This is a genomic window from Comamonas sp. B-9 (assembly GCF_000410635.1).
GTDB lineage: Bacteria > Pseudomonadota > Gammaproteobacteria > Burkholderiales > Burkholderiaceae_C > Comamonas.
In genome coordinates, this window is record NZ_KE148601.1 from 41,370 (window position 1) to 57,061 (window position 15,692).

General features: G+C 61.1%; 12 protein-coding genes and 1 other RNA gene. 7 read left to right on the forward strand and 6 right to left on the reverse strand.

The genetic code is table 11. The features are described from left to right. Window positions 1-11 precede the first annotated feature (11 nt). A complete protein-coding gene (gyrA, locus tag H928_RS0115560) occupies window positions 12-2,888 on the reverse strand; it encodes a DNA gyrase subunit A (protein ID WP_027011001.1) in 2,877 nt (958 codons plus the stop codon). A gap of 227 nt (window positions 2,889-3,115) precedes the next feature. Here gyrA and ompA point away from each other — a divergent pair, with 227 nt between their 5' ends. The 4 genes from ompA to ssrA all read left to right on the forward strand — a co-directional run bounded on the left by ompA (window position 3,116) and on the right by ssrA (window position 5,622). Beyond that, on the forward strand, window positions 3,116-3,772 hold the full coding sequence (ompA, locus tag H928_RS0115565; RefSeq protein WP_021027340.1) for an outer membrane protein OmpA: 657 nt from the start codon (window positions 3,116-3,118) through the stop codon (window positions 3,770-3,772). Between the two features lie 84 nt (window positions 3,773-3,856). Continuing rightward, a complete protein-coding gene (ubiG, locus tag H928_RS0115570) occupies window positions 3,857-4,567 on the forward strand; it encodes a bifunctional 2-polyprenyl-6-hydroxyphenol methylase/3-demethylubiquinol 3-O-methyltransferase UbiG (RefSeq protein WP_027011002.1) in 711 nt (236 codons plus the stop codon). Next, the gene (locus tag H928_RS0115575; protein WP_021027342.1) at window positions 4,567-5,232 is read left to right on the forward strand and encodes an HAD-IA family hydrolase; all 666 of its coding nucleotides are present in this window, start codon (window positions 4,567-4,569) and stop codon (window positions 5,230-5,232) included. Before ubiG ends, H928_RS0115575 begins: the two co-directional genes overlap by 1 nt. Before the next feature lie 12 nt (window positions 5,233-5,244). Continuing rightward, window positions 5,245-5,622, forward strand: a transfer-messenger RNA (tmRNA) gene (ssrA, locus tag H928_RS30930). A 212-nt stretch (window positions 5,623-5,834) separates the two neighbouring features. Here the strand turns inward: ssrA and H928_RS28155 are convergent. Then, window positions 5,835-6,542 (reverse strand): Crp/Fnr family transcriptional regulator, encoded by a 708-nt coding sequence (locus tag H928_RS28155; RefSeq protein ID WP_021027343.1) that lies wholly within the window; start codon window positions 6,540-6,542, stop codon window positions 5,835-5,837. A 152-nt stretch (window positions 6,543-6,694) separates the two neighbouring features. Between H928_RS28155 and H928_RS0115585 the strand changes: the two genes are divergently transcribed. The 3 genes from H928_RS0115585 to H928_RS0115595 are packed head-to-tail and all read left to right on the forward strand — an operon-like array spanning window position 6,695 to window position 11,285. Next, entirely contained in the window at window positions 6,695-8,902 is a 2,208-nt protein-coding gene (locus tag H928_RS0115585; protein ID WP_021027344.1) for a TonB-dependent receptor, read from the forward strand. Window positions 8,903-8,934: 32 nt separating this feature from the next. Next, on the forward strand, window positions 8,935-10,188 hold the full coding sequence (locus tag H928_RS28160; RefSeq protein ID WP_158400551.1) for an MFS transporter: 1,254 nt from the start codon (window positions 8,935-8,937) through the stop codon (window positions 10,186-10,188). After that, window positions 10,185-11,285, forward strand: a complete 1,101-nt coding sequence (locus H928_RS0115595; RefSeq protein WP_021027346.1) for a siderophore-interacting protein — start codon at window positions 10,185-10,187, stop codon at window positions 11,283-11,285. Before H928_RS28160 ends, H928_RS0115595 begins: the two co-directional genes overlap by 4 nt. 39 nt (window positions 11,286-11,324) lie before the next feature. Here the strand turns inward: H928_RS0115595 and H928_RS0115600 are convergent, their stop codons facing one another. The 4 genes from H928_RS0115600 to H928_RS0115615 all read right to left on the reverse strand — a co-directional run bounded on the left by H928_RS0115600 (window position 11,325) and on the right by H928_RS0115615 (window position 15,521). Beyond that, window positions 11,325-11,894, reverse strand: coding sequence for a hypothetical protein (locus H928_RS0115600; protein ID WP_148293179.1), 570 nt, complete (start codon window positions 11,892-11,894; stop codon window positions 11,325-11,327). A 495-nt stretch (window positions 11,895-12,389) separates the two neighbouring features. Continuing rightward, window positions 12,390-13,250, reverse strand: coding sequence for a hypothetical protein (locus H928_RS0115605; protein ID WP_021027348.1), 861 nt, complete (start codon window positions 13,248-13,250; stop codon window positions 12,390-12,392). A 164-nt stretch (window positions 13,251-13,414) separates the two neighbouring features. Next, window positions 13,415-13,993 (reverse strand): IPTL-CTERM sorting domain-containing protein, encoded by a 579-nt coding sequence (locus H928_RS30220; RefSeq protein ID WP_021027349.1) that lies wholly within the window; start codon window positions 13,991-13,993, stop codon window positions 13,415-13,417. Window positions 13,994-14,276: 283 nt separating this feature from the next. After that, the gene (locus H928_RS0115615; protein ID WP_158400555.1) at window positions 14,277-15,521 is read right to left on the reverse strand and encodes a hypothetical protein; all 1,245 of its coding nucleotides are present in this window, start codon (window positions 15,519-15,521) and stop codon (window positions 14,277-14,279) included. Window positions 15,522-15,692 lie beyond the last annotated feature (171 nt).

Consider the following 15,692-nt stretch of genomic DNA (forward strand, 5'->3'; position numbering starts at 1 on the left):
TCTGTGCGGGCTTAGGAGCCGTCTGCCGGGCTTGCGGCGTCGTTGCCGTCCGCCCCCTGGGCGTTTTCGGCGCCATCGGCACCGTCAGCCTCGGCGTTCTCGTCCGCCTGCGCATCGTTCTCGACAATGCGCTGCAGCCCGCTCAGCTTGGCGCCTGCATCCAGGCTGATCAGGGTCACGCCCTGTGTGGCGCGGCCCATCTCGCGGATCTCGGCCACCCGGGTGCGCACCAGCACGCCGGTGTCGGTGATCAGCATGATCTGGTCATCCGGGCTCACCAGGGTGGCGGCCACGACCTTGCCGTTGCGTTCCGACTGCTGGATCGCGATCATGCCCTTGGTGCCACGGCCGTGGCGGGTGTATTCAACGATCGAGGTGCGCTTGCCGTAGCCGTTTTCGGTGGCGGTCAGCACGCTGTGCAAGGTCTCGCGTGGCAGCTCGCCCAGTGCGGCAATGGCCGCCAGGTCGGCCGCTTCCAGCGCAGCGCGGGCGTCGTCGATCTGCTTGCGCACCGCGTCAATGTCAGCCGCTGGTGCCTGGGCGTCCTGCAATTCCTTGTCGCGGATCTGCAGGTTGTCCAGCGCGTCCTTGGCCTTGCGCGCTTCGACTTCGGCCGGGTGCTGCTCGGCCACCAGCATCGCGATCAGGTTCTGGCTGTCGTCGATGTTCATGCCGCGCACGCCGCGCGCATTGCGGCCCATGGGGCGCACATCGTTTTCATCAAAGCGCACGGCCTTGCCGCCATCGCTGAACAGCATCACATCGTGGCGGCCTTCGGTCAGCGCCGCGCCAATCAGCACGTCGCCATCGTCCAGGCCCACGGCGATGATGCCGGCCTTGCGCGGGTTGCTGAACTCGTCCAGCGAGGTCTTCTTGACCGTGCCCATGCGGGTGGCCATGAACACATAGTGATCGGCCGGGAAGCTGCGGTATTCACCGGTCAGCGGCAACACCACGTTGATCTTCTCGTCGTCCTGCAGCGGGAACATGTTGACGATGGGGCGACCGCGCGAGCCGCGCGAGCCGGCAGGCACTTCCCAGACCTTGAGCCAGTACAGGCGGCCCCGGTTGGAGAAGCACAGCAAGTAGTCGTGCGTGTTGGCGATAAAGAGCTGGTCGATCCAGTCGTCTTCCTTAGTGGCGGTGGCCTGCTTACCGCGCCCGCCGCGCTTTTGCGAGCGGTACTCGCTCAGCGGCTGGCTCTTGATATAGCCGGTGTGCGACAAGGTCACCACCATGTCGGTCGGGGTGATCAGGTCTTCGGTGGACAGGTCTTGCGCGCTGTATTCCACCTGGCTGCGGCGTGCACCCAGCTTGGTCTGGCCGAACTCGGTCTTCAGGGCCACCAGCTCTTCGCCGATGATGGTCGAGACGCGCTCGGGCTTGGCCAGGATGTCCAGCAGGTCTTCGATGACCGCCATGATGTCCTTGTACTCGGCAACGATCTTGTCCTGCTCCAGACCGGTCAGGCGCTGCAGACGCATTTGCAGGATTTCCTGCGCCTGCGTCTCGGACAGGCGGTAGAGGCCGTCCTGCTGCATGCCGAATTCCACTTCCAGGCCTTCGGGGCGGTAGTCGTCGGCATTGATGACGCCGCCATCGGTGCGCGTGCGGGTGAGCATCTCGCGCACCAGCTTGCTGTCCCAGCTCTTGGTCATCAGCTCGGCCTTGGCCACCGGGGGTGTGGGCGCATTGCGAATGATGGCGATGAAGTCATCGATATTGGCCAGCGCCACAGCCAGACCTTCGAGCACATGGCCGCGATCGCGTGCCTTGCGCAGCTCATACACGGTGCGGCGCGTCACCACTTCACGGCGGTGCTCCAGGAAGACCTTGATCAGGTCCTTCAGGTTACACAGCTTGGGCTGGCCATTGACCAGCGCCACCATGTTCATGCCGAAGGTGTCCTGCAGCTGGGTCTGCTTGTACAGGTTGTTGAGCACCACCTCGGGCACTTCGCCGCGCTTGAGCTCGATCACCAGGCGCATGCCGGACTTGTCCGATTCGTCCTGGATATGGCTGATGCCTTCGATCTTCTTCTCATGCACCAGCTCGGCCATGCGCTCCTGCAAGGTCTTCTTGTTGACCTGGTAGGGGAGCTCGTCGACGATGATCGACTGGCGCTGGCCCTTGTCGATATCTTCAAAGTGCACCTTGGCGCGCATCACGATCTTGCCGCGGCCGGTGCGGTAGCCTTCCTTGACGCCATTGATGCCGTAGATGATGCCGGCGGTGGGGAAGTCGGGCGCGGGCACGATCTCCATCAGGTCATCGACCGAGGCGTCGGGGTGGTGCAGCAGGTGCAGGCAGGCATCCACCACTTCATTCAGGTTGTGCGGAGGAATATTGGTGGCCATACCCACCGCAATACCGGCCGATCCATTGATCAGCAGATTGGGAACGCGCGCGGGCAGCACCAGCGGCTCGCTTTCGGAGCCGTCATAGTTGGGGCCGAAGTCCACGGTTTCCTTGTCGATATCGGCCAGCATTTCATGGGCGATCTTGGACAGGCGGATTTCGGTATACCGCATGGCCGCAGCACTGTCGCCGTCCACCGAGCCGAAGTTACCCTGGCCATCGACCAGCATATGGCGCAGCGAAAAATCCTGGGCCATGCGCACGATGGTGTCGTAGACGGCGCTGTCACCGTGCGGGTGGTACTTACCAATCACGTCACCCACAATACGCGCGCTCTTCTTATAAGGGCGGTTCCAATCGTTGTTCAGCTCATGCATCGCATACAGAACCCGGCGGTGCACCGGTTTCATGCCGTCACGGGCATCTGGGAGAGCGCGGCCAACGATCACGCTCATCGCGTAATCGAGGTAGCTGCGGCGCATTTCCTCTTCCAGGCTGATCGGCAATGTTTCTTTAGCAAACTGGGTCATAGTGCGTGCATAGGTGGCGAAGTACAAGAGGCATTTTAGGCGCAAGCTGATGTTGCATGTGGGCAACATTCTAGGCCCAATGCGCTTTTGTCTTACCGTTGGCGCTACAGATAACTATGGCGATCCGGTACGCCTATGGCACAATAAGTAAGAACGTTTTTGGTGATGGTCACTGACGACGTCTTGATTCGCAGCGCGGCTGCGGCTTTTTCCCCAAGAGGAGAACCATGAAGAAACTGAACAAAGTGGCGATGTTGTTTGCCTCTGCAGCGCTTGCAACCGCCGCTGGAGCACAAATTAAGGCTGCTGATGGCGGCAAAGTAGTTGACAACTGGCAAAACGGCAGTGGTGAGTTGGTCTGGAAGAACGGTACCAACGAACTGTGCTGGCGCGATGCTAACTGGACCCCTGCTACCGCTGCTGAAGGCTGCGACGGTGCCCTGGTGAAGGCTGCTGAAGCACCCGCACCAGCACCTGCTGCTACCCCAGCTGCTCCTGCACCAGCTCCAGTGGCTCCTCCAGTTGCCCAGACCCAAAAGGTCACCTACGCTGCTGACGCATTCTTCGACTTCGACAAGTCGGTGCTGAAGCCAGAAGGCAAGGCTAAGCTGGACGATGTGGCTTCCAAGGTGAAGAACATCAACCTGGAAGTGATCATCGCTGTGGGTCACACCGACTCCATCGGCTCCGATGCTTACAACCAAAAGCTGTCCGTGCGTCGCGCTGAAGCTGTGAAGGCTTACCTGGTGTCCAAGGGCATCGACAAGAGCCGCGTGTACACCGAAGGCAAGGGCGAAAAGCAACCAGTGGCAGACAACAAGACTGCAGCTGGCCGCGCCAAGAACCGTCGCGTGGAAATCGAAGTGGTGGGCACCCAGAAGTAATTCTTCTGCCCCTGCGCAAAAAAGCCCCATTCGTGGGGCTTTTTTTATGCCTGAATGCGCCTGCAGATGGTGGACAATCAGGCCATGAACCAGACTGTGAATGCCGATCCGGCCGAATTGGCCAAGTTTTCCGAGCTCGCCATGCACTGGTGGGATCCGGACAGTGACTTCAAACCCTTGCACCAGATCAATCCACTGCGATTGGAGTGGATCAATGCCTTCAGTCCCTTGAATGGCCAGAAGGTGCTGGATGTGGGATGCGGCGGCGGCATTTTGAGCGACTCGATGGCGCGCAAGGGCGCCACCGTGACCGGCATCGACCTGGCCACCAAGGCGCTGCGCGTGGCCCAGCTCCATGCGCTGGAGGCGCAAACCCCCAGTATCACCTACCAGGAAATCGCCGTCGAGACGCTGGCACAGCTGCAGCCCGAGAGCTTTGATACCGTCACCTGCATGGAGATGCTCGAGCACGTGCCCGACCCCGCATCGGTGGTCCAGGCCTGCCATGACCTGGTCAAGCCCGGCGGCTGGGTGTTTTTCTCGACCATCAACCGCAATGCCAAGGCCTTTGCGCTGGCGATTGTAGGTGCGGAATACATCTTGCAGATGCTGCCCAAGGGCACGCATGAGTTTGCCAAGTTCATCCGTCCCTCGGAGCTGGCCCACTACTGCCGCAGCGCCGGCCTGGTGCATGCGCACAGCAAGGGCCTGCAGTTCAATCCCTTGACGCAGCGCTACTGGCTCAATGAAGACACCAGCGTCAACTACATGATCGCAACCCGAAAGCCCGGCTGATGCAAAGATCGATACGCGCCATTCTGTTCGACCTGGACGGAACCCTGATTGACAGCGCCCCGGATCTGGGCGCCGCTGCAGACCAGATGCGGGTGGCAAGAGGCATGCCATCCTTGCCGATGGCCGATTACCGGCCGTATGCCGGATCGGGCGCGCGCGGTATGCTGCGCGTGGCCTTTGGCATGCAGCCCGAGGATGCCGAGTTCCCCACGATGCGCGAGGAGTTCTTCCAGAACTACGAACGCCGCATGACGCAAGACACCACCGTGTTCGATGGCGTGTCCGACATGCTGGCCAGCATTGTGGCGCGCCAGCTGCACTGGGGCGTGGTGACCAACAAGTCCAAGCGCTTTACCGAGCCGCTGTCGCGCCAGATGGCCTTGTTTGCCAGTGCCGGCGCCGTCGTGAGTGGCGACACCACACCGCATGCCAAGCCCCATCCCGAGCCGCTCTTTGAAGCAGCACGCCGCATTGGCGTCGATCCGCAGGACTGCGTCTATGTGGGTGACGACGAGCGCGACATCATCGCGGGCAAGGCCGCCGGCATGCACACCGTCGCCGCTGTCTACGGCTACCTGGGCGAAAAGCAGTCGGTCGCGCATTGGGAGGCCGATGATGTCATCAATTCTCCACACGAGCTCTTGAAACGGCTGAATCTGGCCTAAAATAGATGCTATGGGGCTGTCCTGGTTTCGACGTGGGTTCGGGATCGGTGTGGTGCATGTCGAGCTTGAATGACGCTCGTAAATCTCCGTTCAAAAAACTAACTGCAAACGACGAACGTTTCGCACTCGCCGCTTAAATCCGGTGAGCCTTGCAACAGTATGTTGATGGGCTGGGCAAGGGGGTAGCAATACCTCCCGGCTGCAAGGGAATTTACATCAGCTGGCCGTCTACCGGGTACCTTGGTAGATGGCAAGATCCAAGGGTACTGGCTTGCAATGCAGCGTGTGTCTGCGCGGCTTTGCAGGCGAGATTCAAACCAGAACACTAAACATGTAGATCTGCTCGACGAAGGCTGACGGACGCGGGTTCAATTCCCGCCAGCTCCACCATACAAGCCAAAAAGGCGCTCACTGGTTTTTCAGTGGGCGCTTTTTCTTTTGGGCATCGGTATTGCTGCGAACACCGGTGCAGCAGCAGAGGCTTGAGCCCCATGGCCGCGTTCCCATTCTCTGTCTGTTGGGCCGTCATCCAAGCCGAGACTGCCGGACAAATGCGCCTGGGGCTGCCTTGGTCAACGGATGATAAAAGTGCCAAAGTCTCCTCAGTACTCGTAGCGCCTCAAACCCTCAATATCTTTCAGCCGCACCGTACGGTAGCCCACTTCCAGCAAATCTTGCTTTTCCAGCTCCAGCAAGGCTTCATTGAAGCGGGCACGCGAGACCTGGCAGAAATCAGCCAGCTCGCTTTGGGTGATGTTGAGCAAGCCGGCATCGGGGAAGGGAAAGTTCAGCGGTGTGATGAGGGAGCCCAGGCTTTGCGCGACCCGGCCGGTGACGCTCAGGCATTGCTTGGCGGTCAGCAGGCGCATCAATTGGTGGCTGCGCTCGGCCATCAGCTCCAGCAAAAACTGGCTGAACGTGGCAGATTGCCGGCGCAGCGCGTGGAAGGCGTGGGCAGGCAATGTCAGCATGGTCAGGTCATGCAAGGCGATGGCATCGCAGTCCATGGCCATGTGCGGGCGTAGCAAATAGGTTTCTCCAAACCAGCTGCCCGCATAGCCGCACAAGGTGATGGAGCGGCCATCGGGCGTGGGCACGCAGATTTTGGCTGCGCCGCGCGTGACACCGGTCCAACCCGTGGGGACGTCGCCCGCCTTCCACAGGTACTGGCCCGCATGCACATGGCGCAGCTGCAGATGGGCGTGCACCAACTCTTGCGCCTGTGCTTCGCTCACCGTATGCGCCCACATGCAGTGCTGCCACTGGCTGAGCACCTGGTCCTTGCTGAGAAATGCGGCCTTGGGTTTCATTTAAATGAGAATTGTTCTCAAGAGAAAAGACTTCCCATTCTCTTCCAATTAAGCTTTTCCGCTGTCGTTGTAAGAGAACAAAAGGCGTAGCTATGCAAAATCAGGGGCGGTCGGTCCCAGCTCAGCGGAACAAATGGGGTGGTGGATGGACGATGGCGCCCATCAGCCTGGCTATCGGGGTATTGGCCAGCAGCGCGCAGGCACAGATGGCGGCTGCGGCCGCAGAGTCTGAAGGCGCCGAGGCAGACACCCCATTGGCGGTGCAGCATGTGGTGGCATCGGCCGCGCCCAGCATCCGCAGCGAGCTGGCGCAGACCACCCAGGTCATCGACAGCGAACAACTGCAGCAGCAAGTGACGGCTGGCAAAAGTGTGGCCGAGGCCCTGGGGCAGCTGGTGCCGGGGATTGACCTGGGCGGGCAGTCGCGCAGCAATTTTGGCCAGAACCTGCGCGGGCGCACCATGCTGGTCATGGTCGATGGCGTCTCGCTCAACAGCTCGCGCGGCACGGCCCGGCAGCTCGATGCGATCGACCCGTTCAATATTGACCGTATCGAGGTGCTGTCAGGTGCCAGCGCCTTGTACGGGGGCGGCGCCACCGGCGGTATTGTCAACATCATCACCAAAAAAGGCAGCGCCGCTGGCCTGCAGCTGGGCAGCGAAGTGGGGGTCACCTCCGGCTTCCAGGGCTCGCGCGACCACCAATACCGGCTGGCCCAATCCATTGCCGGTGGCAATGAGCAGGTGCAGGCGCGCCTGGGCATCGCGCTGCAAAACAATGGCAGTTTTTATGACGGCAAGGGCAAGCCGGTGCGCACCGACATTGCCCAGACCGATGCCCAGAACACCAAGGGGGTGGATGTGCTGGGCAATGTGCAGATCAAGATCAGCCCCGAGCAAAGCCTGGGCCTGACCGCGCAGTACTACCGCAACCGCTTTGATGGTTCCTCCTACCTGTATGGCGGCCCCAACCTGGTAGGCATCATGGGTGGCAAGCCGGAGCTCTTGGAGCAGCGGGGCGGCTTTGTCAGCGATGTGATGCCGCAGACCGAGCGGGCCATGTTCAATGCCGACTACCATGCCGCCAAGGTCTGGGGCGACCAGGACCTGTATCTGCAGGCCTTCTGGCGGCAGGAGAAGCTGGACTTTGCGCCTTTCCCCAGCTCCGTTGTGACCGCCTCCCACCAGAACACAGACACCTGGGGCCTGAAGGCCGCGCTGGCCCAGTCCTGGGGCGACCTGAGTGTGCGCTATGGCCTGGATTGGGACCGCGAGAGCTTTGATGGCAGTGCCACCGTGTTCGATACCGCGCAGGCGCTGGCCAGCGGCGGCATGGTCAACCGGCAAATCGGCAGCACCGGCCGCTACCCGGGCTACCGCGTCAATACCGCTGCAGCCTTTGCCCAGGCTGAGTGGAAGCTGAACCCGCAGTGGACTTTGAACGGCGGCCTGCGTTACCAACGCACCGACTTGCAGGTGGACGATTTTGTGGGCTACACCCAGCAGCTCTACATGCTGCTGGGCCGTGGCAACTCGGCCGATGCGATCCCTGGCGGCAAGAACAGCTACAACGTGAGCCTGTTCAACCTGGGGGCGCGCTACCAGATCGATGCTGCGCGCAGCACCTGGCTCAACTACGCCGAAGGCTTTGAGCTGCCGGACCCAGGCAAGTACTATGGCCAGGGCAACTACCAGGCCAATGGCACGCATTGGCAACTGGTCAGCGGCATCGATCCGAAAAGCTCTCCGCTGCAAGGCATCAAGACGCGGCAGGTGGAATGGGGCTTCAAGCAGGCCAGCGGTGCCGTCAAGCTGCAGTCTGCGCTGTTCTATGCCTGGTCTGACCAGACCTTGCAGCTCAACAACGCCAACAACAATGTGACCATCAATGTGCTCGATGAGAAGCGGCGCAACTACGGCTGGGAAGGAAGCCTGGACGTTGCCGTTGCCAAGAACTGGGCGCTGGGTGGCAATGCACTGTGGATCCGCTCGGAGACGCGGCAAAACGGCAGCTGGGCCAAGCAGTCCATCATGACGGCGAGCCCCTCCAAGCTGTCGACCTATGTGCAGTGGAGCCCGAACCCCTGGCAACTGCGCCTGCAGGCCTCCCACATGTTCAGGCTCAAGGATGACAGCGCGGGCAAGATCGATGGCTTCACGGTGCTGGACCTGATGGGTGGCGTCAAGCTGCCGGTCGGCCGCCTCAACGTCGGTATCCAGAACCTGCTGGACAAGCAGTACCTGACGACCTGGTCGCAGCGCGCGATGGCCTTGTACGGCGTGGGTGCGGTGTCACCGCAAACCTTTGCGTTCTATGGCCGCGGGCGCACCTTCTCGCTGAACTACAGCGTTGAATACTGATGGCGGCAGGTGTGCAAACCCAGGGCGCAAGCTTGAACGCGGCGCATCGCCCCTGGCAGTTTTGGGCGGTGCTGGTGGCGCTCTATATTGCGCAGGGCGTGCCGTCGTATCTGATGATCATGACGGTGCCCGCCGCACTGCGCGCTGCCGGCATGCCTTTGCAGCAGGTGGGTATGCTGTCCATCCTGATGCTGCCGCTGGTGCTGAAGTTTTTGTGGGCGCCCTGGGTGGACCGCTTGCGCCCACTGCGCTGGGGCCACCGCCGGGGCTGGATTGTCTGCACCCAGCTGGCGTCGGTGCTGGCGATTGGCGCACTGGCCTGGGTGGGGCCGCAGGCGTCCATCACCACGATTGTCTGCATCGGCATGTGTCTGGCGCTCAGCATCGCCACGCAGGATATCGCCACCGACGGCTATGCCACGCAGCAGCTGCGCAGCGATGAGCTGGGCCGGGGCAATGCGATACAGGCCGCATCGGTGGCCGGTGGTGTGCTGCTGGGCGGCACCTTGGCCATGGCCCTGGTCGATCAGTGGGGCTGGCAAGCCACCATGCTGTTGATGGCCGCGCTGTCTTTGCTGCCCCTGCTGGCGCTGCCGTGGATGGACGAAGGCATGCCTGCTGCCGCCGAGGAGGATGCGCAAGACAGCGCTGCTGCAGAGCCTGCGCGCCCCAGCATCCAGCAGTTCTTTGTGCGCCCCGGTGTCTGGGCGATTCTGGGCCTGGCCGCTGTTTATCGGCTGAGTGAAGGCATGCTGCGCTCCATGGAAAGCAGCTACCTGCTGCACAGCGGCCTGAGCTTGAGCGAAGTGGGGGTGATTGCCGGCAGTGGCGCTGCGCTGGCCGGCTTGCTGGGCAGTTGGCTGGCGGCACAGTGGTTGCGGCAGCGCAGCCGCAGCCAGGTGCTGCTGGGCTTGAGTGCCTTGCGTGTGCTGGCCTTTGCGTTGTTCCTGGCGCATTCGTTGCACTGGCTGGGGGGCACCACATCGTTGGCAGTCCTCGCCGTGGGTTTGAGCGTGCATCGTTATATGGAGATGGTGGCGCTGTATGCGCTGTTCATGGCCTCGTCCAGCCGCCAGCAGCCGGGTACGGATTTTTCGATCTTTGTCTGCGCCGAGTTGCTGAGCTATATGCTGAGCGCGATGGCGGGCGGATTCATTGCCAAGCACTTCGAGTTCTCTGGACTGTTTGCGATGGCGACGGCGATTGCGGTGGGCTGCTGGCTGGCCACCGCTGCGTTGCTGCGGCGCCATGCGCAAGTGGTTGCCGATACCGGGAGACGCATATGACGGTGCCGCAGACGCTCGTACGCAAGGCCCATATCCATCTGCCGCAAGCCGGCGCGTTTGTGGACTGGTTGCTGCAGCATTGGCGCGATGAGGGCATCGACGTGAGCCAGCCCCAAGCGGGCACCTTGTTGCTGGCCTTGGCCGATGTGGGCACGGCCAGGCTGCAGCAAACCAGCGCCAGCGGCATTGATTGCCTGCTGCAACCGGTGGCGCCGCGCATGGGGGAATTGATGCAGCTGTCTTTGGCCGAGCACCTGGCCGAGTTCGCCGACCAGATGGCCTGGGTGGAGGGCAGTTGGGAGCTGGTCTGGGAAGGCGATGCCCCGCCTGCGACCTCCAGGCTGCAAGTGATGCGTGTCCTCAGCAACCAGGCGCTGTCGCCGCGCATGCGCCGCATTCGCCTGGCGGCGGGCGATATCAGCGCCTTTGCTCCCAGTGGCTTGCATGTGCGCATGCTCTTGCCCGAGCCCGGCCAAGCGCCGGCATGGCCGACCCTGGCCGATGGCAACCGCCTGCATTGGCCTGCCGGCAAACCGGCATTGGCACGCCGCACCTACACGATCAGCGCGATGGATCCTGAAGAGGGCTGGCTCGAAGTCGATGCCTTGCTCCACCATGGCACGGGCCATTCCGATCCGCACATGGCCGGGCCTGGTGCCGTCTGGGCTGCCAGCGCCGAGCCGGACTCCGAGGTGGGCGTGCTGAGCCCGGCCGGCGGCATGGTGTCGCAAGCACAGCATTGCGTGCTGGTGGCAGATGCTTGCGCCTTGCCCGCAGCGGCACGCATTGCACAGGCGCGGCGAGCGTACCCGTCCACCACCGTGCTGCTGTGGGTGTCCGATGCCCAGGAGCAGGCGGCCTTGTTGCCCGCATTTTCCGGCATAAACGTCACCTGGCTGCGTGGCGGTGTGCCCGGTGCGTCGCAGCTGGAGATTGCGCAAGTGCTGCAATGGCTGGCGCAGCAGGATTGGCACCCGCACGATACGGTGCTGTGGGTTGCGGGTGGCCTGCCGTTGACGCAGGCGGTGCGCCGCAGTGCGGCGCGGCTACCGTCCTTGGTGCAGATCAAGTCGCTGGTGCATACCTATTGGCGCTAAGCTTCGGGCGAGAACGGGGCGCCTTCTCTCCCCAGCTGGCTACTGATTGAATATCAGCAGGTACAGCTCGGACGAGTTGCGCTTGTATTCCTGTTTCCAGGGGTCACGTCCCATGAGCTTGTTGACCTCGTCGTACTGGAAAATGTCGTCCACACGCCAGCCGTCATCCTCGCGGGATAGCACATAGCGGTATTCGGCACCGACGGTTCCACCTTCTGCGTAATTGCCCGCTATCGACTGTCCTTCTTTCGGGCGGGTAATGTTCTTGATCGTGGCGACAACCAAGGCTCTGGATTCCGTTTCCATATCTACGCGATCGATTCTGCGATCGTAGGTATACAACGTGCAGTTGGGGTCTTGTTGCAGATAGCTCTTGACGGCTCCAGTGCTCAAGCGCAACTGGGCTTGCCGCAGCGCTGCTTGCTCGGCATTAGGGGCTTGTGTGCACTCTTGGTGTTTAAAGCTGGCCCTTGCATCCACCAAGGCCCACCAGCTTTTCACCGCCTTGTCGGGGGTTGCTATATCCACGCTTGGCGCCGTAAATGTGGGTTTGGTGGCTGCCTGCGTTGTGGCTTTGGGCTTCTCTTGCTGGCAGGCAATGAGTGCCAAGGCTAAGAACCTGTTCAAAGTCTCTACGCAGGCGCGTTGGAGTGCAATCGGGAAGAGTTCGAAGGGATGGAACGCAGCTTGCACTGGGGGGCAAGCAAGGGCCAGCGCGAAGAAATCGCCCGATTTCACTCCAACCCTTAGGGACAGGGGCTTTGCGGCCGCCCGGGCAGGGGCGGTCTGCGGCGTTGCAGCGCTTGCCAATAGCTTGCTATTGGCTGCGCCCCGCGCCTAGCATCCTATCCCGCAAAGACACTGTCGCGGCGCGAGGAGACATTGAACAGGTTCTAAGGGCAGGCAAATAGATAAGGTGTCCGCATCAAAGCATGTCCTGATTTATCGGTAGTGGGCCAGTTTAGTGGCTCGCCAAGCCTGGCGATGTCAAAAATGGGCTGCGCCGTTTGGGGCCAAAGCTGCAAACGTCTGCAGCGGCGAAATCGCCCATAAAAAAACCGCCCTAGGGCGGTTTGGTGGTGTTTGCTCGCAGCGTGCTGCCGCTTATTCCACTTGCGCTGCCACGCTTTCGATTGCCTGGCGCAGTTGCTCTGGGCTCACCTGCGGGGCCGCGCTGTCGTCATTCGCTTCCGTTTTGAGGACAATACCCGTTCCCGTATCTGCGCGATTGGCCAAGCGGTGCATGGTCGCGATGGAGGCGCGTACGCCAGCGCTATTGAGGTAATAGCCTTCACCCTCGTTCACGCTGTAGGTGAACTGGTAGCCACCGAGCAACCTGCCAGCCGAACTCACCTTTGCACAAATCACCGTTCCGGCAGCGCTTCCAGATACTTGGTATTCGCAGCCAAAAGTGCCTGCAGCAGTAGTGATCACGCCATTGCCATCGGCCGTTGGGGCCTGCACTTTTTCAAGTCTGAAAAAGTCCGAGGTCGGCGTCAGCGAATTGAGTGGGCTGAAAATCCAGATTCCTTTGAGGCCTTCTGGATTATTGCCATAGGCGAAATTGAAGCGGGAGATCTCTTTCTCGGTCTCGCCAGGCAGGGTGATGTACCCCTTGGTGCCCGACTCAAAGCGGATCGAAACGTTGCCAGCACTGCCGTCTTCTTTGCCCGACAGGTCTCCGCTGCCCAGATAACGGCCGCCACGGTATTTGTTCAGGGGCGCAGAGTAGCGGTCATTCGCCAAGGTGCCGCTGGTCATATAGAACGTAGCGTTACCACTGGCATCATATGCATACATTTGCATAACCAAGGTATTGTCCTGCACATCAATCGCCAAGCCACGGCCTGGCTTGCCATTGACTTCGCTGGTCACAATCCAGGTGCCTGTTTGCGGCGCAAAGGCCTGTGCCAAACCAGTGCCGAGCAAGGCGCCAACCAATGCAATCTTCTTGAAAATCATCATATCCCCGTTGTTAATCTTTACATTCTATCAACTTATCCTTACATATTGCTTGCCTGAATGTCAGGGAGTGTCTTGAGGCACCCTTGGAGGTTTACTCGCAGGCAGGGCTGGGTAAAGGACCAGTGCAGATGGCTGGATGTCCGGGGAAAAGGAACCGCCCTATATCAGGATGCGCGGCGGCGATACAGCAAGGCCCATGCGGCCAATAGCATGCTGAGTCCGGCCAGGCCCCATGGGTTCAGCGTCGGAACGCTGGTGGGTGCAGCAGGTGGAGCGATATAGGGTATCCCAACGAGCTGGCCACTGAAGAACGCGCGCAATCCGGGGCCATTGGTGGAGCAGGCTGCATTGCCGCAGGTGGTGGACATACCAAACACCAGCTCGACCGTACCCGGCGTATTGGTGAGAGGTGCCGACGGTTCAATATCGAGGTAGGGCACATTGGTCAGGTCGCTCTGGTTGCTGGAGGCGACAAAGATGAGCTCCGGCAAGGCGTTGATGCAGTGGGGCGTGACACATTTGCTGCGAAATTCCGAAGCTCCTCCGACACTGCCTGCCGTGGTGCTCAGCTGCACATTGCTGTAGGTGTCGCTGTCGGCGTCATACACAAAAGAGCCGGTGGCCGTGCCGCCATCGTCAAAGGTCACGTCCTTCAAGGTCCACTGCAGCGGCGCGGCTTGGGCGGCGGCAGTGAACGCCAGACCACTGAGCGCCAGCGCGGCGGATGCCAAAAGTTTGTTCATGGTGTCTCCCTCGGTGTAAAAGGAGACGAAGTTAACAAAATGTAACTAAAATAGCAATCTATATATATGCTGGTTTTCAAGAAAAATCTGCATTTCGTTGTCTAAATCTCAGTTTATTGAGAAAAAAGCAATTTCCTAGCTGTCATCTCCCCCCAAGCACCTCCGCGCTCGTCCTTGTGACGTGGTAGGCACTCTCTCTGAAAATAAATGGATATGCAGCTAATTGTTGTCATGATCCATCAGATAGATAAATAAAGCCGCCCGAAGGCGGCCTTGGATCGGATCAGCCTGTACGGCGGCGCAGGCGCTGCCTGCCCAGCAGGGCAAGCAACGCTCCCAAGCCGATGGTGGCCCAGGGAGCCAGCGCTGGCACAGCCTGCGGCGTGGTGGGCGGCGGCGGTGGCGGAGGGGGCGGCACGACCACCGCTTGCACGGTAAAGCTGCCCACGCTCGATTGCACGCCTGGCTGGTCGCTGAGGAGGGCAATGACCTCGTAGTTGCCGGGCGCCAGGCCAGCCGGCCAGGTCAGTGAATACGCGCCACCACTGCCGATGACGGTGGTGGTCTGGCTGGCGCTAAATCCATCGGGGCCGGAGAGTTGCAAGGTGATGGTGGTGCCCGGGGGCAAGGGCGTGGATGCGCCGCCGCCCGGTGCCGCCGACGTTGCGATGCCACTCAGCACCTGCGTCTGCGCGGTGGTGATGAGCGGCGCCTGCACGGCCAGCGTTACGGCAAGGGTTTGCGGAATGCAGGCAGACGCAGTCGCGCCGCCTACGACCAAGCGTGTAGCTGATGGGATGGTGTCATAGAGGGCCACGGTCAGCGTATTGAGGCCCGTTTTCCACTGCAGATCCGCAGTGGGACCTGCGCCCAGCACTGGACTGGTGCCGCTCAGCACGCCGTTGATGTAGTAGCCGGCAATCTGGTCATCGGCGCCCACGCCGCTCAAGCTCAGCTGGTAGGTGGCCGCATCGGCCTCAGGTGCCAGATAGAACTGGTAGCGCAAGAACCGCGTCTGGTTGGAGGGCGCGCCCCCATTGGGATTGGCCAGGTAGAAGCCCACCGAGCTGAGCGATTGGGCGGTGCCCAGTTGGGGGCTTGTTAGCGTGCCGCCGCTATAAGCAAACACCTCACGGCCCGAGAAATGCTGCCAGGCCATGGTGGGCAGGCTGCTGAGCGCGGCGGGCACTGCATTGCCGGCAAAGGTCAGCGACGTGGGGATCTCTTCGGTGGCCCCGGCCGTGGCTTGTGGAATGGTGTGCGAGCCCGGCGCTGCGGGATTGAAGGCATAGGCCCAGCGCTGCTGGTTGCCTCGGTCGCTGATGCTGGTGGCTTGGGTGTTGAGCACCTGCCCCGGATCCTTGAGTGCCGCTGCTGTCAGAAAGGGCTCGGAGGCGTTGCTGCAGGTAAAGGTGGGAATACCGAGCGGGCTGTCTGGCCGGTAGACCAGTTGGGCCTGGGCCATCAATGGGGCCGCCAAGGCCAGACCCATGAGCGAAGAAGAAAGAATCGGTAAGTTCAAAAGCATGGTCAACAGCGACGGTATAGGACGTGCGCAGGCAGCAAATGTCGGTGCCTGAGATTTAAATTAGGTTTTATTTATAGCATTAGGTGATCAATTAATTGATCGGATGACATTAATTGACATTTGTAGCTGTGTCAGATTTTCAGTGATAACTTGCCTATGCCAGGGACGTAT